An 18,861-nucleotide genomic window follows, 5' to 3' on the forward strand; every position below is an offset into this window, starting at 1 on the left:
CTGCGAGCAGAAACTAGCACTGCTAATTTAAATGTACGTCTTTCAAGGGCCTTACGGGTTCCCGCTGAGGCCGTGTGGGGTGATCGCGTGGTGAACCTGGGCCTGAGCGAGGAACAGGCGGCCGTACGGCGACTGGCCCGTGACTTCGTGGAGCGCGAGATCGCCCCCCACGTCACCGCCTGGGACCGCGCCGAGGAGGTCGACCGGGGGATCGTGAAGAAGCTCGGCGAGGTCGGCTTCCTGGGTCTGACCATCGACGAGGAGTACGGCGGCTCCGGCGGCGACCATCTCGCGTACTGCCTGGTCACCGAGGAACTGGGGCGCGGTGACTCCTCGGTGCGCGGGATCGTCTCCGTCTCCCTCGGCCTGGTCGCCAAGTCCATCGCGGCCTGGGGCGACGAGGAGCAGAAGCGGCGCTGGCTGCCGGGGCTGACCTCCGGCGAGCTGATCGGCTGCTTCGGCCTCACCGAGCCCGGCACCGGCTCGGACGCGGGCAACCTCACCACGCGGGCCGTACGGGAGGGTGGGGGAGACTACGTACTGAGCGGCACCAAGATGTTCATCACCAACGGCACCTGGGCCGACGTGGTGCTGCTCTTCGCCCGCTCCACCGACGCCCCCGGCCACAAGGGCGTCTCCGCCTTCCTCGTCCCCACCGACACTCCCGGCCTCACCCGCCGCACCATCCACGGCAAGCTCGGCCTGCGCGGCCAGGCCACCGCCGAACTGGTGCTGGAGGACGTGCGGGTGCCCGCCTCCGCGATGGTCGGCGCCGAGGGCAAGGGCTTCTCCGTCGCCATGTCCGCGCTCGCCAAGGGCCGGATGTCGGTCGCCGCGGGCTGTGTCGGCATAGCCCAGGCCGCCCTGGACGCGGCCGTCCAGTACGCCGGTGAGCGCGAGCAGTTCGGCACCTCCATCGCCCGGCACCAGCTGGTGCAGGAGCTGATCAGCGACATCGCCGTGGACGTGGACGCCGCCCGGCTGCTCACCTGGCGGGTGGCCGACCTGATCGACCGGGGCGAGCCGTTCGCCACGGAGTCGTCCAAGGCCAAGCTGTTCGCCTCCGAGGCCGCCGTGCGCGCCGCCTCCAACGCCCTCCAGGTGTTCGGGGGTTACGGCTACATCGACGAGTACCCGGTGGGCAAGCTGCTGCGCGACGCCCGCGTGATGACCCTGTACGAGGGCACCAGCCAGATCCAGAAGCTCCTCATCGGCCGCGCGCTCACGGGCGTCTCCGCGTTCTGAGGCCGCGCCGTTCTGAGTACGGGTACTGAGTACCTCGGCGGATGTGGCCCGCGCCGCGTCCGCCGACACTCGTGCCATGAGCGACACACCCGTCAAGCAGCAGAGCACGGCCGCCTTCTACGGACAGGCCGTCGCCTCCTTCGCCGTCGCCATGACGGCCACCGCGATCGGCATCTACCGGCTGGACGCCAACGCCTGGGTGCGCGGCTTCCTCGCCATCGCCGTCCTCTACCTCGTCACCTCCGCCTTCACCCTCGCCAAGGTGATCCGCGACAGACAGGAGGCCGGCGAGATCGTCAGCAGAGTCGACCAGGCCCGCATGGAGGAACTCCTCACCTCCCACGACCCGTACCGCAAGACCCCGGGTCCGCAGCAGTCGCGCTAAGCGGCCGCTCACCTTCGGCGGTATGGTGGTGCTCCTGTCATCCGAGGAGGGGCGAGCGATGAGTGCGGCGGAGGAGACGGTCGGCGGCGAGGCCGACGCGTGGGCCGAGGTCACCCCGGACGCGGCCCGGCGGCTGCTCGTCGCCGCCGTGGAAGCCTTCGCCGAGCGCGGCTACCACGCCACCACCACCCGCGACATCGCGGGCCGCGCCGGGATGAGCCCGGCCGCGCTCTACATCCACTACAAGACCAAGGAAGAGCTGCTCCACCGGATCAGCCGCATCGGTCACGACAAGGCGCTCGACATCCTGCGCACCGCCGCGCGCGGCGAGGGCACGGCCACCGAGCGGCTCGCGGACGGGGTCAGCTCCTTCGTCCGCTGGCACGCCGGCCGCCGCACCACCGCGCGGGTCGTGCAGTACGAGCTGGACGCGCTCGGCCCGGACGCCCGCGCCGAGATCGTCGCGCTGCGCCGCCAGGTGGACGCCGAGGTGCGCGGGATCATCGAGGACGGCGTGGCGGCCGGCGAGTTCGACGTCCCCGACGTGCAGGGCACCACCCTCGCCATCCTGTCGCTCTGCATCGACGTGGCCCGCTGGTTCAACGTGGACGGCCCGCGCACCCCCGAGCAGGTCGGCGAGCTGTACGCGGGCCTCGTCCTGCGGATGGTCGGGGCCCACTGACCCCGGCGCCCGCCTTCCGGGATCAGAAGTAGTAGCGGGACACCGACTCCGCCACGCACACCGGCTTGTCGCCGCCCTCGCGCTCCACGGTGAAGGCGACCGACACCTGCACCCCGCCCGGCACGTCCTCCACGCCGGTGATCACCGCGGTGGAGCGCAGCCGGGAGCCGACCGGCACCGGAGCGGGGAAGCGGACCTTGTTGGTGCCGTAGTTGACGCCCATCCTCACGCCCTCGACCGCGATGAGCTGCGGCCCGAACAGGGGGAGCAGGGAGAGCGTGAGGTAGCCGTGCGCGATGGTGGTGCCGAAGGGGCCCGCGGCCGCCTTCTGCGGGTCCACGTGAATCCACTGGTGGTCGCCGGTGGCCTCCGCGAACAGGTCGATCCGCTTCTGGTCGACCTCCAGCCAGTCGGTGTGGCCGAGCTGCTCGCCCACGGCCGCCTTCAGCTCGTCGGGGGAGTGGAAGGTCCTCGGTTCTGCCATGATCCCGGCCTCTCGCGTCGTAAGTCTAAGCAACTGCTTAGCATGGTGGGGCGGGCGGCGCCTGTCAACGGCTCGCCCGGTCCGGAGGGTCGGTAGGCTCAGGACGGTGCCCCAGCTTCCCGAGAAGATCCACGAGCTGACCGTAGGCCAGTTGTCCGCGCGCAGCGGCGCTGCCGTCTCCGCCCTGCACTTCTACGAGTCCAAGGGCCTGATCAGCAGCCGCCGCACCTCCGGCAACCAGCGCCGCTACACCCGCGACACCCTGCGCCGGGTCGCCTTCGTACGCGCCGCCCAGCGGGTCGGCATCCCGCTCGCCACCATCCGCGAGGCCCTCGCCGAACTGCCCGAGGAGCGCACCCCGACCCGCGCGGACTGGGCCCGGCTCTCCGAGGCGTGGCGCTCGGAGCTGGACGACCGGATCAACCAGCTCAACCGGCTGCGCGACCACCTCACCGACTGCATCGGCTGCGGCTGCCTCTCGCTGGCCACGTGCGTGCTGTCCAACCCGGACGACGTGTTCGGCGAGCGCGCGGCCGGGTCCCGTCTGATGCGGGAGGAGCCGGGGCCGCGTGCGCACTCCTGAACTCGTCGCCGCGCTGGCGGAGATCGACGTGGTGTTCAACGGCGAGGCGAGCCGCGCCGAGTTCGGCTGCGCCCGCCACTGCTGCACCGCCGAGGACGCCGCGTACCTGCGTACCCCGCACACCCGCCTGCCGGCCGAGCTGCTGAACCGCTTCCTGCACAAGTCGCCGCAGCACTTCGCCGACCACGCCGCCGCGATGCGCCGCCTGCTGCCGCAGAGCGCGCACGCCCTGGCCGACGGCACCCTGGAGGACGCCGGGTGGATGCCGCTCGGGCTGAGCCGGGTGGACTGGCGGTCCTGGCGGGGCCCCCAGGCGCGAGCGGTCGAGGCGTTCTTCGGAGCCTGGTGGCGGGAGGCCCTCGGTGCCGCCGAGCCGCCCTACCCGGTCCGGGACATCTTCGAGATCTGCTGCTCCGTACTAGGTGAGGCGGCACCGCTGCTGGCGGCGTGGGAGGCCGGACCCGAGGCCGACGCGCATGTCGCGGACTGCGTGGAATGGTGGTCGGACGATCTTCTCGCCGACCGCTGGCCCTTCACGTGGTGGCGTCCGGACGACGAGCCCCGCGCTCGCGCCGAACTCCAGACCTGGCTGGGCGAACGCGCCCCCGCCCGCCTCCGGCCTCTCGGACTGACCGACCTCGCCGACCGCACGGCCCTCCTCGCGCTGCCGTACGACGCCCGCTGGAACGACCCCTACTGGTCCCGCTGAACCGCGTATTCGGTCAGTCCCGCCGCCACCAATCGGGCGTTGGACAGGGCTCGTTCACCGCCCGGCAGGAACAGCGTGTCCTCCAGGCCGATACGAGTCGCCAGTCCCAGCCGTCCGGCCAGCCGCAGCACGGGCCACGCGCCGCCGTCCTCGCCATGCAGCAGGACGGGACGGCCGTGCGCCGTGCCCAGTTCGGTGAGCAGGGCGTGCGCCGACGCCACGGCGGTCGCCGGACCGGTGTCCGTCACCTCCGCCAGTACCCGCAGCACGCGCGGCCCCAGCGGGGAGACGGCGAAGCGCGCCGCGCCCTCGGTGCCCGACCAGATGCCCGCCTCGACCCCGACGCCCCGCCTCAGCAGCAGCGCGGCAAGCTCCTCGGCTCCCGGCTCGTGCCAGTTGACCGAGGCGAAGTCGGGCAGCACCGACCAGGAGCGCACCCGCTCCAGCCGCGCGGCCGGATCGGGTTCCGCCCAGGCGCCGGTGGTCACCCCGACCGGCACCCCGGCGAGCCGGCGCAGTGCCTCGACCACGGGCCCGACGACGCGTGCGGACAGGGACTCCCGCCCGCACGGCGTCCGGGGATGCGCATGCGCCTCCGTGGCCCCGGCGGCGACCGCCTGCGCGGCCGACCGCGCCAACTCCTCCGGCGCCAGCGGGACTCGGGCCCCGTCCGCCGCCGTTCTGCTCCCGTTCAGACAGACCTGCACCCCACCATGGTGCCGCCCCGTCAGGCCGACATCAGCAGCCGCTCCCGCCGCGCCGAGGCCAGCGCGTCGTCGGTGAGGACCGGACGCGGCACCAGGATGCCGCAGTCCGTGCACACCGGCCCGGCCGAGGGCTCGTGATCGAGGCCGTACCGCCACACCAGCCGCTCGCCGTCGCAGACCGGGCACACCGACCCCGGCCGGCGCTCCAGGGCGCTGATGATCCGGTGCAGTACGTCGGCCAGCGGCTCACGGGGGTGCAGCCGCGGGTCGTCGCACCAGGCGACACCGAAGCCGCCCCAGGTCATCCGGTGCCAGTCGTCGACACTGCCCGGCCTGCGCAGGCCGTCGTGCTTCTCCTTCTTCCGGCGCTCGGCGAAATCGGCCTCGTAGGTCAGCCACACCGCGCGCGCCTGCTCCAGCTCCACCAGTGCGGCCACGAGCCGCGCCGGGTCGGGAGAGCGGTCCTCCGGGCCGAAACCGGCCCGCCCGCACAGATGGTCCCAGGTCGCCCGGTGCCCGTAAGGAGCGAACCGCTCCAGGCACTTGCGCAGTGAGTAGCGCCGCAGCGCCAGATCGCATCGCGGATCGCGCACCTGTCTCGCCAGACTTCGGAATCCGGCCATCGCCCTGCACCTCCGTCACACCTGTGTCCGCTCTTCGGTCACCTCGGCGTCGCCGTACGGCTGTCGCGCGACGTCGCCGGATAGACGTGTCGCGGGCAGATCCGGCTCCATCCGATTTCCGATGGCCTCCCATAACGCGTTCCGTGTTGACCGCCGGGCATCCGCCCGACCGGCCGCGGAACTTGACGCATGTTCACCTTTCTTCGCGGGGATACCGGCGGTAACGTCCGGCCCACCCCCGTCGGGAGGAGCTGCCATGCCACGGCGCACCCCACGTAACGCGTTGTCCGACAGACTCAGAACTCCTCGCACACTCTCCGGGTTCCTGAAGACGGCCTCGATATGCGTCCTGATCGCCGGTTGTCTTTCACCGCTCGGTCAGGCGGCGGCCGCCACAAGCGCTCCCACCGCGACGAACGACTACTGTTCCGGCCAGTGTTCGGACATCCTTCCGCCGGGTGAGAACGGCAATGCCACCCTGGCGCAGATCCTGCTCAACCAGGCTTTCGGCACCCAGCCGGCGCATGCCGAGGACCAGCTCGGCCCCTACGCGAATCTCGCCACCGGCCACCCCGGCCTGACCGACGCGAAGATCAACAACTTTTTCAACGACGCCTCGTTCGGCGTCCCCGCCGCCCAGGTCGCCTCCACCGAGAGGCCCGCCGGGCGCACCGACGTCACGATCGTCCGGGACAAGAAGACCGGAGTGCCCCACATCACCGGCACCACCCGCTACGGCACCGAGTTCGGCGCCGGTTACGCGGCCGGGCAGGACCGGCTGTGGCTGATGGACGTGTTCCGGCACGTGGGCCGGGGCCAGTTGACCGGCTTCGCCGGCGGCGCCCCCGCCAACCAGGGCCTGGAGCAGGAGTTCTACCGCCAGGCGCCCTACACCGAGGCCGACCTCCAGGCCCAGATCGACGGCGCCGTGGCCCGTAACGGCGAGCGCGGACAGCAGGCCCTCGCCGACGTCACCGCCTACCTGGACGGCATCAACGCCTACATCGACGCCTCCGACAGCGGCCGTTACTTCCCCGGCGAGTACGTCCTCACCGGCCACAAGGACTCCATCACCAACGCCGGCACCATCGACCACTTCAAGGTCACCGACCTGGTGGCGCTCGCCTCGGTGGTCGGCACGCTGTTCGGCTCCGGCGGGGGCGGCGAGGTGAACAACGCCCTCTCGCTGATCGCCGCCCAGTCCAAGTACGGCGTCGAGGAGGGCACCCGCGTCTGGGAGTCCTTCCGGATGCGCAACGACCCCGAGGCCGTCCTCACCCTCCACGACGGACAGCGCTTCCCCTACGCCACCCGCCCCGACAGCCCCCGCGGCCAGGCCCTGCCCGACGCCGGCTCGGTCACCCAGGAGCCGCTGGTCCACGACCGCACCGGCAGCGCGGGCACCGCGAGCGCCAGGAGTTCCTCCACCGCCGCCGCGAAGGACACCCTCAGCTCCGCCCGGCGCGGCATGTCCAACGCCCTCGTGGTCAGCGGCAAGCACACCGCCAGTGGCCACCCGGTGGCCGTCTTCGGCCCGCAGACCGGCTACTTCGCCCCGCAGCTCCTGATGCTCCAGGAGATCCAGGGCCCCGGCATCAGCGCCCGCGGCGCCTCCTTCGCGGGCCTGAGCATGTACGTCGAACTGGGACGCGGCCAGGACTACTCCTGGAGCGCCACCACCTCCGGCCAGGACATCATCGACACCTACGCCGTCGAGCTGTGCCAGGACGACCACCACTACCTCTACCGGGGCACCTGCACCGCGATGGAGCAGGTCGAGCGGAAGAACGCCTGGAAGCCCACCGTGGCCGACGGCACCGCCGCCGGTTCGTACACCATGCGGGTGTGGCGGACCAGGTACGGGCCCGTGCAGTACCGGGCGACCGTCGGCGGGAAGAAGGTCGCCTACACCACCCTGCGCTCCTCCTACCTGCACGAGGCCGACTCCATCATCGGCTTCCAGATGCTCAACGACCCCGGCTATGTGAAGGGCCCCGAGGACTTCCAGAAGGCGGCCCAGCACATCAACTTCACCTTCAACTGGTTCTACGCCGACTCCGCGCACACCGCGTACTACAACAGCGGCGACAACCCGGTCCGCGCGGCCGGTGTCGACGCCGAGTTCCCGGTGTGGGCCCAGCCGGCCTACGAGTGGCGGAACTGGGACCCGGCCGCCAACACCGCCGACTACACCCCGGCGGGCGAACACCCCAACTCCGTCGACCAGGACTACTACATCTCCTGGAACAACAAGCAGGCCGAGGCGTACACCGCCGCGCCCTGGGGCGAGGGCTCGGTGCACCGGGGCGACCTTCTCGACGACCGGGTGAGCAGGCTGGTCGCGCAGGGCGGGGTCACCCGGACCAAGCTGGTCCAGGCGATGGCGGACGCGGCCCTGGCCGACCTGCGCGCCGAGGACGTGCTGCCCGAGCTGCTCAAGGTCGTCAACTCGGCGCCGGTGGCCGACCCGACTGCGGCGGCGGCCGCGGCCAAGCTCCAGACATGGCTGGACGCGGGTGCCAGGCGCACCGAGACGTCGGCGGGGTCGAAGAAGTACGCCGACTCCGACGCGATCCGCGTGCTGGACGCCTGGTGGCCCCTGCTGGTGAAGGCCGAGTTCGAACCCGGCCTCGGCAGCGGCCTGTACGGCGCCTTCACCGCCAACCTCCCGGTGGACGAGGCACCCTCCGCCGGGCACGGCCCGACCGGATCGCACGCCGGAAGCTCGTTCCAGTACGGCTGGTGGAGCTATGTCGACAAGGACATACGGGCGGTGCTCGGTGAGCCCGTACAGGGCGGCCTGGCCCGCGAGTACTGCGGCGACGGCAGCCTCTCCGCCTGCCGGGACGTCCTGCTCGGCACGCTGAAGCAGGCCGCCGGGCTCACCGCCGCCCAGGTCTACCCGGGCGACGAGCTGTGCCCGGCCGGGGACCAGTGGTGCGCCGACTCGATCCAGCAGCGCACCCTGGGCGGCATCAAGCACGGCAACATCAGCTGGCAGAACCGGCCGACCTACCAGCAGGTCGTGGAGTACACCGCGCACCGCTGACGGCCCGTGAGCGGCGGCTCCCGGTACGGGGCCGCCGCGCTCAGCGGTACATCAGGTACTTCGCCCGCACCCGGCGGAAGGCCGTCAGCTCACCGTGCCAGGCGGCCGCCACCTCTTCCGCCCCGGCCCCGGCGTCGATCATCGTGCGCACCCGCTCCGAACCGGTCAGCTTGTCGATCCAGTTGTCCGGCCGCCAGGCGAACCCGTCCCACACCCGCCGTGCCGTCACCAGCAATGTCACCCCGGTCAGCACCGGGTCGAAGGCCGCCGGATCGTGCACATGGAGCTGCACCCCGCCGACCGTCTTCCCCTGGAACTTGGAGAACGTCGGCGCGAAGTACGCCTCCCGGAACCGCACCCCCGGCAGCCCCGCCCTGTTCGCCTCGCGGGCCCAGCGCCCGTCGATGCCCTCCGCGCCGAGGAGTTCGAAGGGGCGGGTGGTGCCCCGGCCCTCGGAGAGGTTGGTGCCCTCGAACAGACAGGTCCCGGAGTACACCAGGGCGGTGTCCGGGGTCGGCATGTTCGGGCTCGGCGGCACCCAGGGCAGCCCGCAGTCGCCGAAGAACATCCCGCGACGCCAGCCCGTCATGGTCACCGTCTCCAGCGGCACCGGCTTGTCCAGGAACTCTCCGTTGAACAGCCGGGCCAGCTCCGCCACGGTCATCCCGTGCGCCTGCGCGATCGGCCGCCGGCCGACGAACGTGGCGAACTCCTCGTGCAGCACCGGCCCCAGGGCGGCCCGGCCGGTCACCGGGTTCGGGCGGTCCAGCACCAGGAACCGCTTGCCCGCCAGCGCCGCCGCCTCCATGCAGTCGTACAGTGTCCAGATGTACGTGTAGAAGCGGGCGCCCGCGTCCTGGATGTCGAAGACGACCGTGTCCACCCCGGAGGCGGTGAAGACGTCGGCGAGCGCCTGGCCGCTCTTGAGATACGTGTCGTACACCGGCAGCCCGGTCGCCGGGTCGTTGTAGCGCCCCTCCGAGCCGCCCGCCTGGGCGGTGCCCCTGAAGCCGTGCTCGGGGCCGAAGACGGCGGTCAGCCGCACCCGGTCGTCCGCGTGCATCACGTCCACGATGTGCCGGACGTCGCGGGTGACGCCGGTCGGGTTGGTGACGATGCCGGCCTTCCGGCCGGCCAGCGGGGCGTAGCCGTCGGCGGCCAGCCGCTCGAACCCGGTGCGCACCCGGTGCCCGGCGCCGGCGTCCGAGGCGGGGGCCGGGACCCCGGCCCCGACGGCGGCCGTAGCGGTGGTGGCGAGCATGCTCCGTCTGGACAGCGTCATACGGGACCTCCGTGAGCGCGGCGGGTGTCATGACCACGGGGACGCTAGCGCCTGGCGGCCCGCCAGGGAACGCGCCGGACCGGGAGCCGTCGGGGATTCCCCTTCCCTCCGGCATACCGACTGGTTAGTCTGGCGCCGCGGCGGCGTGACCGCCGCGCACAGCCACAGCTCGAAGGAGGCCGCTGGTGGAAGCCGTGCAGGACGCCGGAGTCGTCGTCACCGGGGCGGGCGGGGGGATCGGGGCGGCTCTCGCCCGCCGGTTCGCCGCCGAGGGTGCCCGGGTCGTCGTCAACGACCTCGACGCCGAGAAGGCCAAGGCGGTGGCCGAGGAGATCGGGGGCATCGCCGTGCCCGGCGACGCCTCGGGCATCGTCGCCGAGGCCCGTGCGGCGCTCGGCGGCGCCATCGACGTGTACTGCGCCAACGCGGGCGTCGCCTTCGAGGACGGCACCCCCGGCGGCCCGCTGGACGAGCGGTCCTGGGCGGTGTCCTGGGACGTCAATGTGATGGCCCACGTCCGCGCCGCCCACGACCTGCTGCCCGGCTGGCTGGAGCGGGGCGGCGGCCGGTTCGTCTCCACCGTCTCCGCCGCCGGACTGCTCACCATGATCGGCGCCCCCTCCTACAGCGTCACCAAGCACGGCGCGCTGGCCTTCGCCGAGTGGCTGTCCCTCACCTACCGCCACCGGGGCGTGAAGGTGCACGCGATCTGCCCGCAGGGTGTGCGCACCGACATGCTGTCCGCCACCGGCAGCGCCGGCGACCTGGTGCTCCAGCCGACCGCGATCGAGCCGGCCGAGGTCGCCGACGCGCTGTTCGCGGGCATGGCCGAGGACCGCTTCCTGATCCTGCCGCACCCCGAGGTGGCCGAGTACTACCAGGCCCGCGCGGCCCAGCCGGACAAGTGGCTGGGCGGCATGAACCGGCTCCAGCGCGCCTGGGAGGACTCCCGCTGACCCGGCCCCGCCGGGGGATGGGAAGATCCTCCGGCGGGGAACCCTTCCCGCCCCAGTGACGACAGTCGGCGACCCGACGGAAAGGCAGGTGGCGGCAGTGCCCAGGAACACGGACGGAGACGCCACACCCGTCCCCCGGCGGCTGCTGGACGCCGCGACCCGCCTCTTCGCCGACCAGGGCTACGACCGCACCTCGGTGCAGGAGATCGTCGAGGCCGCCGGAGTCACCAAGGGCGCGCTCTACCACTACTTCGGCTCCAAGGACGACCTCCTGCACGAGGTCTACGCGCGCGTGCTGCGCCTCCAGCAGGAGCGCCTGGACGCCTTCGCGGACGCCGACGAGCCGGTGGAGAAGCGGGTGCGGGACGCGGCAGCCGACGTCGTCGTCACCACCATCGACAACCTCGACGACGCGATGATCTTCTTCCGCTCGATGCACCACCTGAGCCCCGAGAAGAACAAGCAGGTCCGCGCCGAACGCCGTCGCTACCACGAACGGTTCCGGGCGCTCATCGAAGAGGGCCAGCGCGAGGGCGTGTTCTCCACCGCCACCCCGGCCGACCTCGTCGTGGACTACCACTTCGGCTCGGTCCACCACCTCTCCACCTGGTACCGCCCCAAGGGCCCGCTCACCCCGCAGCAGGTCGCCGACCACCTCGCCGACCTCCTGCTGCGCGCCCTGCGCCCGTAGCGGCAACGCGTAAGGGGCGCCCGCAGTGGAGGGCGCCCCTTACAACAGGTGCTTTTACAGGTACTTCTTCAGCTCACGCCGGGCCAGCGAGCGCTGGTGCACCTCGTCGGGGCCGTCCGCCAGCATCAGCGTGCGGGCCCCCGCGTACAGGTCGGCCAGCGGGAAGTCCTGGCTCACCCCGCCCGCGCCGTGCAACTGGATCGCCCGGTCCAGGATCTCCACCACCGCCCGCGGAGTGGCGATCTTGATGGCCTGGATCTCGGTGTGCGCGCCCCGGTTGCCGACGGTGTCCATCAGCCAGGCCGTCTTCAGCACCAGCAGCCGGAGCTGCTCCACCGCCACCCGCGCGTCCGCGATCCAGTTCTGCACCACCCCCTGCTGCGCCAGCGGCTTGCCGAACGCGGTACGCGACACCGCCCGCCGGCACATCAGCTCGATGGCCCGCTCGGCCATGCCGATCAGCCGCATGCAGTGGTGGATGCGCCCCGGACCGAGCCGGGCCTGAGCGATGGCGAAGCCGCCGCCCTCCTCGCCCACCAGGTTGGCCACCGGCACGCGCGCGTGGTCGAAGACGACCTCCGCGTGCCCGCCGTGCGAGTGGTCCTCGTACCCGAAGACCTGCATGGCCCGCTTCACGGTCACACCGGGCGTGTCCCGCGGGACCAGCACCATCGACTGCTGACGGCGCAGGTCCTCGCCGTCCGGGTCGGTCTTGCCCATCACGATGAAGATCTTGCAGTCCGGGTTCATCGCCCCGGAGATGTACCACTTGCGGCCCGTGATGACGTATTCGTCACCGTCCCGCTCGATGTGGGTGGTGATGTTGGTGGCGTCCGAGGAGGCCACCTCCGGCTCGGTCATGGCGAACGCCGAGCGGATCTCCCCGGCCAGCAGCGGCTCCAGCCACTGCTTCTTCTGCTCGTCCGTGCCGAACTGCGCCAGCACCTCCATGTTCCCGGTGTCCGGTGCCGCGCAGTTCAGCGCGGTCGGCGCCAACTGCGGGGACCGGCCGGTGATCTCGGCCAGCGGCGCGTACTGGAGGTTGGTCAGCCCGGCACCGTACTCGGCGTCGGGCAGGAAGAGGTTCCACAGGCCCTGCCGCCGCGCCTCGGCCTTCAGCTCCTCCACCACCGCCGGGGTGTCCCAGGGGGAGTCCAGCAGCGCCCGCTGCTCCTCGGCGGTCTTCTCGGCCGGGTAGACGTACTCGTCCATGAAGGCGAGGAGACGGGTGCGGAGTTCCTCGGTGCGCGCGTCGAACGCGAAGTCCATCTGCTCTAGCCTTCCTGAAGCGTGGTCAGTCCGTGGTCGATGAAGACGGGCACCAGGTCCCCGATGCGGTCGAAGCCGCTGCCCACCGTCTGGCCGAGGGTGTACCGGTAGTGGATGCCCTCCAGGATCACGGCGAGCTTGAACCAGGCGAACGCGGTGTACCAGTTGACGTCCGAGACATCGCGGCCGGAGCGCTCCGCGTACCGCTCGATCAGCTCGGCGGGCGTGGGGTGGCCGGGGGCCTCTGCGGTGGTGGAGACGGGGGAGTGGGCCATCCCGAGCGGCTGGCTGTACATCACCAGCAGGCCGAGGTCGGTGAGCGGGTCGCCGAGGGTCGACATCTCCCAGTCGAGGATGGCCTCGATCCGGTCGCCCTCGCCGATCAGCACGTTGTCCAGGCGGTAGTCGCCGTGCACCACGGCCGGCGCCGGGGAGGTGGGCAGCGAGCGGCCGAGGGCCGCGTGCAGCTCGTCCACGCCCGCCAGTTCGCGGTTGCGGGAGGCGTCGAGCTGCTTGCCCCAGCGGCGGAGCTGGCGGTCCAGGAAGCCCTCGGGCCGGCCGAAGTCGGCGAGCCCCACCTCGGCGGGGTCCACCGCGTGCAGCTCGACGAGGGTGTCCACCAGCGACAGCACCGCGTTCCGGGTGCGCTCCGCACCGAGCGGCGCGAGCTGGTCCGCCGTGCGGTACGGGGTACCCGCGACGAACTCCATCACGTAGAACGGGGCGCCCAGCACCTCGTCGTCCTCGCACAGCAGCACCGGCCGGGGGACCGGCACGCGGGTGGGGTGCAGGGCGCTGATCACCCGGTGCTCGCGGCGCATGTCGTGCGCGGTGGCCAGGACGTGGCCCAGCGGCGGGCGCCGGACGACCCAGCGGGAGGTGCCGTCGGTGACGGCGTAGGTGAGGTTCGACCGTCCGCCCTCGATCAGCCTGCCGGTCAGCGGACCGGTCACCAGGCCGGGCCGCTCACGGTCGAGCAGCGCGCGCAGCCGGTCGAGATCGAGTCCGGGCGGGTGGTCGGCGCTCATACATCACTCCTACGAACGGGTGAACAGGAACGCGTCACATGATGCCGACCGGTCGGTATGCCGTCCAGTGTGTGCACCGTAAAGCGTGCGCCGACGTGACCGGACACACGCCGGGCGCCGCGTGTCCGGCGTGGTCGCGGAGGGCTCGGCGGGTGGGGGCGGTGACGACGGACAGGCTATGCGTGAACGCCGCGAACCGCCCGTATCGGGACACCGGGGTTGCGCGGCTGGTGAACACCCTTGTACGCGTCCGCGAAGATCGGCAAGACACCCCTTAGCTCACCAGCACCCCCGCGCACAGCGCCAGCGCCACCGCGCACCCCGTCGCCGCCCATGCCAGGCGCGGGGTGAGCGTGGGCGGTTCCGGGCTCGCCGCCAGGGTGCGGATGCGCAGGTGGGCCAGGGCGAGGAGGGCCAGCCAGCACACACAGCACAGCAGGACCAGCACCGCCCCGGTCGTGGGGCCGGCGGCGCGGACCGACGCCCGTATCGCCAGCACCGCGGTCACCGTGCCCGACAGGGTCGTACGCCGCCACGCCAGCCGGGTGCGCTGCGGCTGGAGCCCCGCGTCGCGGGCCGGAGCGGTCATCCCGCCCATCCGGCCAGCACCACCACGACCATCACCACCGCGACCACCGCCACCAGCAGGCTCAGCACCGCCGGGAACCGGGACACCGGCAGGTCATCGCCCCGCCGCATCGCCTGCTCGCAGCGCATCCAGTGGTGCACGGCCCGCAGCGCGCACAGCACCCCCGCGCCCAGCAACGCCAGCGCCAGCGCCACCCGCCACGCCCAGCGCAGATGCGGCAGGAACTGGTCCACCGCGAAACCGCCGCCGATCAGTGCCAGCGCGGTCCGCAGCCAGGCCAGGAAGGTCCGCTCGTTGGCCAGCGAGAACCGGTAGTCCGGGGTGGTGCCCTGGTCCCGCACCCGCTCGGGTTCGAGCCAGAGCCGGACGTTGCGTACGAATTCGCTCACACGCCGGACCCTACCGGCGCGTCACCCGGCCGCCCGGAACGCCCTCAGCCGCTCGTGCGCGGCCAGCCCGTCCGGCACCCACTCCCACTCGCCGACCCGCGCGGCCACCTCCTCGTCGGTGAGGAAGGCGTGCCACTGCACCTCCTCCACCTGCGGTCGCACCGGCAGGTCGCAGCGGACCTCGTACACCGCCGACCACCAGCCGTGCCCGGCCTCGTCCTCATAGAGGAACTTGAAGAGGTACTCCGGCCCGGGCAGCCCGCTCACCCCCAGCTCCTCCTCCGCCTCGCGCAGCGCCGCCTCGTCGTAGGACTCGCCCGCGCCGACCACCCCGCCCACGAAGAGGTCGTACAGCGCGGGGAAGACCAGCTTGGTGGCGGTGCGGCGGTGCACGAAGAGGCGGCCCTCGGCGTCGCGGACCTGGACGAAGACGCAGCGGTGGCGCAGCCCCCTGGCGTACGCCTCGCCGCGCGGGGCCTGAGTGACGACACGGTCGTGCTCGTCCACGATGTCGAGGATCTCGTCGGCGGGGTTCATCCCGCCATCCAAGCAGCTCAGTTGCGCTGCAGATCCCGTACCGGCCGCTCCTCGGCCGTGCCGCACGGCATCGCCGGGTGCATGCCCAGCAGCACGATGCCCCCGACGATCGCCGCGAGCCCGGCCGCCTCCCAGGCCAGCGCCCCGGTGTCGGTGTGCAGCCGGTCGCCGAGGAAGCCGACCCCGCACAGGATGCCCGCGAGCGGCTGGGCGGCGGTCAGGGCGGGCAGCGACATGCGCAGCGGCGCCGTCTCGAACGCGCTCTGCACCAGCAGCAGCCCGGTCACCCCGAGCGCCAGCACCGCGTACGGATGCCCGCCTGCGAAGAGTTCGGTGAAGCCGCCCTCCCGGAAGCGGATGCTGCTCACGCGGGTCAGCGCGTCCTGCACGCCGTAGAGGAGCCCGGCGGCCGTCGCCAGCAGCACCGGGCTCCCTGTGGTGCGCGAGCGTTTCGCCCAGCCGGCCAGCGCCAGCGCCACCCCCACCGTCACGCCGAGGATCAGCCAGTGCCGCACCGGGTCGGTGACGGCGGTGCCGCCGCGCGGCCGGCCGGCAAGGATGAACGTGCTCACCCCGCCCGCCAGCAGCACCAGCCCCGCCCAGCCCTGCCGGCCCACCGGCTGGCCGGTCTGGTGGCGGGAGAGGGCGAGCGCGAACAGCAGGTTGGTGGCGAGCAGCGGCTCCACCAGCGAGATCTCCCCGTTGCCGAGCGCCACCGCGCCCAGCGCCATGCCGGCCACCATCAGCGCGGTACCGCCCAGCCAGCGCGGCACCCGCATCAGGTCGAGCAGCAGCCGGAAGGACAGGAAGTCGCTCGGGGGCGCCTCACGCGCGACGTTCTGCTGAAGCACGAACCCGAACCCCAGGCACGCCGCGGCACTCACGGCGAGGAGGAGAACCAGAACGGACACGCTGCGTACCTCGATCATCGGCCGGGCCACGATTGCGTAGGCCGACTGTAGCGCCCCGCAAGGCCGGGACTGTGGAGAGTGCCCGGAACCGGACACGTTTCGGGGGAACCGCCCCGTCATGTTCCGTCTCCCCGCCCCCCGGCGCCATGGCGTACGCCACACCCGCCGCCCCCGGACCGGACTGACCGACGCCGACCAGGGAACCTGTGCCCCAAGTCCCTCTGCTGCCGCGGCGGTTGGACGGAGCAACACTTCGATTCCGCTTGACGCAAACCTAGGCGGGGAGTTTGCTGTGAGTGATCGGCCGATGGCAGCCCGAAAAACAGGAAGTCCCGCGGTGCCCCTGACCCCGCCCCCGCCCGTCACAGACCGGGCCCCCTCGGACCCGCCCGGCGGCCTCGCCCCGGAGCACTCCGGCACCTTCGACGCCGCCCTCGGCGACGCCGAACTCCTCGCCGCGCGCGCCGCCCTGGGCCAGGGCCGCTGGCAGTCCGCCCGCTCCCTGCTGCTGCACACCGGCGACGAGTGGGACCGCCGGGGCCACCGGGTCACCGTGCTCGCCGCCGGTCCCGGCGCCCACAGCCTGGCCGGGCAGTGGCTGCTCGCCGAACCCGGTTCCGCCGACGCGGCCACCCTGCTCGCCCTCGCCCTGGTCCACCGCGCACTGCGCGGCGAGGGGGACCCCGAGCACGCCCGCGCCTCCTGCCGCACCGCCGCCGGCCTGGCACCCGCCGACCCCACCCCCTGGCTCGGCCTGCTCCTGCTGGCTCGCGCCCTCGGCCCCGAGGCCGAACTGACCGCCGCCTTCAAGGAACTGCGCGCCCGCCACCCCGAGCACCACCACGGCCACCACCTGCTCATCGCCGGCCTCGCCGAACGCCCGCCCGGCGGCCCCGAGTCCCACGAGGCGTACGACACGGCCGAGCGCGCCGCCGCCGAGGCCCCCGCCGACTCCCCGCTCGCCGTCCTCCCGGTCGTCGCGTACGCCGAACGCCACCGCGTCCTCGCCGCCGCCGGTCTCGCCCCGGCCGTCCCCGGCCCGGCCCCCTGCGCCCACTGGACCGGCCCCCGCGCCCGCCGGGTGCTGCGGGCCGCGTTCGACTGGTGGCTGGAGTGGGAGCACGACGAACACCCCAGGCGCCACCTCGACCTGAACCACCTGGCGTTCGCCATGTCCGCCGCCGGGCGCCCCGCGGAGGCCGCGGCCCTCTTCCACCGCATCGGCCCGCACGCCACCCGCGCCCCCTGGTCCTACACCGGCCAGGACCCCTCAGCCGCCTTCCACCGGGCCCGCGCCCATGCCCTGGCCACCGGCTGACCCCCGGAAACACTGGCCCCACGGCCTGCACCCGTGCTCGAATGACGACGTGACCCCCGACCCGGACCGGCACGCCCCCGACCCCGCCGAAGACCCCGACGCGCACGGCAGGCCCATCGGCCGCCGACTCTTCCTCGGCACCCTCGGCCTGGGCGCGCTCGGCGTCGCCACCGCGCCCTGGCTGCAACGCGGCGCGGAGAACGCGCTCGGCGCCCTCTCCGGCCAGGACCCCACCGGCCTGAGCGGGCTGCTCCCCAACGGCGGCGGCTTCCGGTACTACTCCGTCGCCGCCTCCGTCCCGCACAAGGGCCCCGCCGACTACAGGCTCACCGTCGACGGCCTGGTGGACCACCCCCGCGCCTACACCCTCGCCGACCTGCGCGCACTGCCCCGCACCCGGCTGACCAGGGACGTCCAGTGCGTCACCGGCTGGCGTGTGCCGGGCACCCCCTTCGAGGGCGTCCGCCTCGGCACCCTGCTGGACGCGGCCGGCGTCCGCCCCACCGCCCGGGCCATCCGCTTCACCTGCTTCGACGGCACCTACACCGAGAGCCTCACCCTGGACCAGGCCCGCCGCCCCGACGTCCTGGTGGCGCTGCGGATGCAGGGCAAGGACATCGGCCACGACCACGGCGGTCCCGTCCGCCTCTATGTCGCCCCGATGTACTTCTACAAGTCCGCCAAATGGCTCTCCGGCATCACCGTCAGCGACCACGTCGAGCCCGGTTACTGGGAGAGACTCGGCTACGACGTCGACGCCTGGGTCGGCCGCTCGAACGGACGGACCGATGACCCTACGAGCTGACACCCCGGTGCCCACCAGCGCCCGCGTCCACCGCTTCACCCCCGCCGAACGCTGGGTCCACCGCACCAGCGCCGCCCTCATGGCCGTCTGCGTGGCCACGGCCGCCTGCCTCTACGTGCCCCAGCTCGCCGTGATGATCGGCCGCCGTGAACTCGTCGTACGCGTCCACGAATGGGCCGGGCTCGCACTGCCGGTGCCGGTGCTGCTGGGCCTCATCTCGCGGGCGTTCCGCGCCGACCTGGGCGCGCTCAACCGGTTCGGCCCGCACGACCGGCGCTGGCTGCGCGCCGCCCTGCGCCGGGACCGGCGGTACGCGGAGCGCCCCGCGGGCAAGTTCAACGCGGGGCAGAAGGTCTACACGGCCTGGATCGCCGGGGCCGTCCTGGTGATGCTCGGCACCGGCCTGATGATGTGGTTCACCCACCTCACCCCGCTGCTGTGGCGCACCTCGGCCACCTTCGTGCACGACTGGCTGGCCCTCACCGTCGGCGTGGTGCTCGCGGGACACATCGGCAAGGCCCTCGGCGATCCGGAGGCACGGCGGGGACTGCGCACCGGCACCGTGAGCCGGGAGTGGGCGGAGCGGGAACACCCGCTCTGGCGCCCGTGACCCCGCGTC

General features: G+C 72.6%; 21 protein-coding genes. 11 read left to right on the forward strand and 10 right to left on the reverse strand.

Going from position 1 to position 18,861, the window contains the following annotated elements; translation table 11 throughout:
- The first annotated feature begins 90 nt into the window (after positions 1–90).
- From E5082_RS19815 to E5082_RS19825, 3 genes are all read left to right on the forward strand, one after another.
- Complete coding sequence (locus E5082_RS19815) at positions 91–1,245, forward strand: acyl-CoA dehydrogenase family protein (RefSeq protein ID WP_135792852.1); 1,155 nt, start codon at positions 91–93, stop codon at positions 1,243–1,245.
- Between the two features lie 76 nt (positions 1,246–1,321).
- Positions 1,322–1,630, forward strand: a complete 309-nt coding sequence (locus tag E5082_RS19820) for a YiaA/YiaB family inner membrane protein (protein WP_030812545.1) — start codon at positions 1,322–1,324, stop codon at positions 1,628–1,630.
- Positions 1,631–1,688: 58 nt separating this feature from the next.
- Positions 1,689–2,312: a TetR/AcrR family transcriptional regulator gene (locus tag E5082_RS19825; RefSeq protein WP_135792593.1), complete on the forward strand. Its 624-nt coding sequence runs from the start codon at positions 1,689–1,691 to the stop codon at positions 2,310–2,312.
- Between the two features lie 22 nt (positions 2,313–2,334).
- Here E5082_RS19825 and E5082_RS19830 read toward each other — a convergent pair whose 3' ends face one another.
- Entirely contained in the window at positions 2,335–2,796 is a 462-nt protein-coding gene (locus E5082_RS19830) for a MaoC family dehydratase (protein WP_086695364.1), read from the reverse strand.
- Positions 2,797–2,902: 106 nt separating this feature from the next.
- On the opposite strand from E5082_RS19830, the gene soxR reads away from it, so the two are divergent.
- Together soxR and E5082_RS19840 are read left to right on the forward strand one after the other, a co-directional pair.
- Positions 2,903–3,379, forward strand: coding sequence for a redox-sensitive transcriptional activator SoxR (gene soxR, locus E5082_RS19835; protein ID WP_135792594.1), 477 nt, complete (start codon positions 2,903–2,905; stop codon positions 3,377–3,379).
- Positions 3,366–4,088 (forward strand): hypothetical protein, encoded by a 723-nt coding sequence (locus E5082_RS19840; RefSeq protein ID WP_135792595.1) that lies wholly within the window; start codon positions 3,366–3,368, stop codon positions 4,086–4,088. The genes soxR and E5082_RS19840 overlap by 14 nt, the downstream gene beginning before the upstream one ends.
- On the opposite strand, the gene E5082_RS19845 is transcribed toward E5082_RS19840, so the two are convergent.
- Together E5082_RS19845 and E5082_RS19850 are read right to left on the reverse strand one after the other, a co-directional pair.
- Positions 4,073–4,795 (reverse strand): 3-keto-5-aminohexanoate cleavage protein, encoded by a 723-nt coding sequence (locus E5082_RS19845; protein WP_135792596.1) that lies wholly within the window; start codon positions 4,793–4,795, stop codon positions 4,073–4,075. The genes E5082_RS19840 and E5082_RS19845 overlap by 16 nt on opposite strands.
- A 20-nt stretch (positions 4,796–4,815) precedes the next feature.
- Positions 4,816–5,418: a hypothetical protein gene (locus E5082_RS19850; protein ID WP_135792597.1), complete on the reverse strand. Its 603-nt coding sequence runs from the start codon at positions 5,416–5,418 to the stop codon at positions 4,816–4,818.
- A 256-nt stretch (positions 5,419–5,674) separates the two neighbouring features.
- Between E5082_RS19850 and E5082_RS19855 the strand changes: the two genes are divergently transcribed.
- Complete coding sequence (locus E5082_RS19855; RefSeq protein ID WP_135792598.1) at positions 5,675–8,467, forward strand: penicillin acylase family protein; 2,793 nt, start codon at positions 5,675–5,677, stop codon at positions 8,465–8,467.
- A gap of 40 nt (positions 8,468–8,507) precedes the next feature.
- On the opposite strand, the gene E5082_RS19860 is transcribed toward E5082_RS19855, so the two are convergent.
- Positions 8,508–9,749 carry an exo-beta-N-acetylmuramidase NamZ family protein gene (locus E5082_RS19860; protein ID WP_135792599.1) on the reverse strand — a complete coding sequence of 414 codons (1,242 nt, stop codon included), beginning with the start codon at positions 9,747–9,749 and terminating at the stop codon, positions 8,508–8,510.
- 182 nt (positions 9,750–9,931) lie between these two features.
- On the opposite strand from E5082_RS19860, the gene E5082_RS19865 reads away from it, so the two are divergent.
- Positions 9,932–10,705 carry an SDR family oxidoreductase gene (locus E5082_RS19865; protein WP_135792600.1) on the forward strand — a complete coding sequence of 258 codons (774 nt, stop codon included), beginning with the start codon at positions 9,932–9,934 and terminating at the stop codon, positions 10,703–10,705.
- A 97-nt stretch (positions 10,706–10,802) separates the two neighbouring features.
- Positions 10,803–11,396 carry a TetR/AcrR family transcriptional regulator gene (locus E5082_RS19870; protein ID WP_135792601.1) on the forward strand — a complete coding sequence of 198 codons (594 nt, stop codon included), beginning with the start codon at positions 10,803–10,805 and terminating at the stop codon, positions 11,394–11,396.
- Between the two features lie 54 nt (positions 11,397–11,450).
- On the opposite strand, the gene E5082_RS19875 is transcribed toward E5082_RS19870, so the two are convergent.
- The 6 genes from E5082_RS19875 to E5082_RS19900 all read right to left on the reverse strand — a co-directional run bounded on the left by E5082_RS19875 (position 11,451) and on the right by E5082_RS19900 (position 16,137).
- The gene (locus tag E5082_RS19875) at positions 11,451–12,665 is read right to left on the reverse strand and encodes an acyl-CoA dehydrogenase (protein ID WP_135792602.1); all 1,215 of its coding nucleotides are present in this window, start codon (positions 12,663–12,665) and stop codon (positions 11,451–11,453) included.
- Between the two features lie 5 nt (positions 12,666–12,670).
- Positions 12,671–13,693: a phosphotransferase family protein gene (locus E5082_RS19880; RefSeq protein WP_135792603.1), complete on the reverse strand. Its 1,023-nt coding sequence runs from the start codon at positions 13,691–13,693 to the stop codon at positions 12,671–12,673.
- Positions 13,694–13,967: 274 nt separating this feature from the next.
- On the reverse strand, positions 13,968–14,282 hold the full coding sequence (locus E5082_RS19885; RefSeq protein ID WP_135792604.1) for a DUF202 domain-containing protein: 315 nt from the start codon (positions 14,280–14,282) through the stop codon (positions 13,968–13,970).
- Entirely contained in the window at positions 14,279–14,671 is a 393-nt protein-coding gene (locus tag E5082_RS19890) for a YidH family protein (RefSeq protein WP_135792605.1), read from the reverse strand. Before E5082_RS19890 ends, E5082_RS19885 begins: the two co-directional genes overlap by 4 nt.
- 21 nt (positions 14,672–14,692) lie before the next feature.
- Positions 14,693–15,208, reverse strand: coding sequence for an NUDIX domain-containing protein (locus tag E5082_RS19895; RefSeq protein ID WP_135792606.1), 516 nt, complete (start codon positions 15,206–15,208; stop codon positions 14,693–14,695).
- Between the two features lie 17 nt (positions 15,209–15,225).
- On the reverse strand, positions 15,226–16,137 hold the full coding sequence (locus E5082_RS19900; protein WP_190045354.1) for a DMT family transporter: 912 nt from the start codon (positions 16,135–16,137) through the stop codon (positions 15,226–15,228).
- A 325-nt stretch (positions 16,138–16,462) separates the two neighbouring features.
- On the opposite strand from E5082_RS19900, the gene E5082_RS19905 reads away from it, so the two are divergent.
- From E5082_RS19905 to E5082_RS19915, 3 genes are read left to right on the forward strand one after another with little or no spacing between them, the layout of a single operon-like run.
- Positions 16,463–17,437 carry a hypothetical protein gene (locus E5082_RS19905; protein ID WP_373310088.1) on the forward strand — a complete coding sequence of 325 codons (975 nt, stop codon included), beginning with the start codon at positions 16,463–16,465 and terminating at the stop codon, positions 17,435–17,437.
- A 49-nt stretch (positions 17,438–17,486) separates the two neighbouring features.
- Positions 17,487–18,242, forward strand: coding sequence for a molybdopterin-dependent oxidoreductase (locus E5082_RS19910; RefSeq protein WP_229918949.1), 756 nt, complete (start codon positions 17,487–17,489; stop codon positions 18,240–18,242).
- Positions 18,226–18,852, forward strand: a complete 627-nt coding sequence (locus tag E5082_RS19915) for a cytochrome b/b6 domain-containing protein (protein ID WP_135792610.1) — start codon at positions 18,226–18,228, stop codon at positions 18,850–18,852. The genes E5082_RS19910 and E5082_RS19915 overlap by 17 nt, the downstream gene beginning before the upstream one ends.
- The last annotated feature ends 9 nt before the right edge of the window (positions 18,853–18,861 follow it).

The organism is Streptomyces griseoluteus (genome assembly GCF_004784465.1).
GTDB classification, from domain to species: Bacteria; Actinomycetota; Actinomycetes; order Streptomycetales; family Streptomycetaceae; genus Streptomyces; species Streptomyces griseoluteus.

Excerpts from the sequence above, each read along its gene's own strand:
- E5082_RS19820 (WP_030812545.1), top strand. The coding sequence starts at position 1,322 with ATGAGCGACACACCCGTCAAGCAGCAGAGCACGGCCGCCTTCTACGGA.
- E5082_RS19825 (WP_135792593.1), top strand. The coding sequence starts at position 1,689 with ATGAGTGCGGCGGAGGAGACGGTCGGCGGCGAGGCCGACGCGTGGGCC.
- E5082_RS19830 (WP_086695364.1), bottom strand. The coding sequence starts at position 2,796 with ATGGCAGAACCGAGGACCTTCCACTCCCCCGACGAGCTGAAGGCGGCC.
- E5082_RS19850 (WP_135792597.1), bottom strand. The coding sequence starts at position 5,418 with ATGGCCGGATTCCGAAGTCTGGCGAGACAGGTGCGCGATCCGCGATGC.
- E5082_RS19855 (WP_135792598.1), top strand. The coding sequence starts at position 5,675 with ATGCCACGGCGCACCCCACGTAACGCGTTGTCCGACAGACTCAGAACT.
- E5082_RS19860 (WP_135792599.1), bottom strand. The coding sequence starts at position 9,749 with ATGACGCTGTCCAGACGGAGCATGCTCGCCACCACCGCTACGGCCGCC.
- E5082_RS19875 (WP_135792602.1), bottom strand. The coding sequence starts at position 12,665 with ATGGACTTCGCGTTCGACGCGCGCACCGAGGAACTCCGCACCCGTCTC.
- E5082_RS19880 (WP_135792603.1), bottom strand. The coding sequence starts at position 13,693 with ATGAGCGCCGACCACCCGCCCGGACTCGATCTCGACCGGCTGCGCGCG.
- E5082_RS19885 (WP_135792604.1), bottom strand. The coding sequence starts at position 14,282 with ATGACCGCTCCGGCCCGCGACGCGGGGCTCCAGCCGCAGCGCACCCGG.
- E5082_RS19895 (WP_135792606.1), bottom strand. The coding sequence starts at position 15,208 with ATGAACCCCGCCGACGAGATCCTCGACATCGTGGACGAGCACGACCGT.
- E5082_RS19900 (WP_190045354.1), bottom strand. The coding sequence starts at position 16,137 with ATGATCGAGGTACGCAGCGTGTCCGTTCTGGTTCTCCTCCTCGCCGTG.
- E5082_RS19915 (WP_135792610.1), top strand. The coding sequence starts at position 18,226 with ATGACCCTACGAGCTGACACCCCGGTGCCCACCAGCGCCCGCGTCCAC.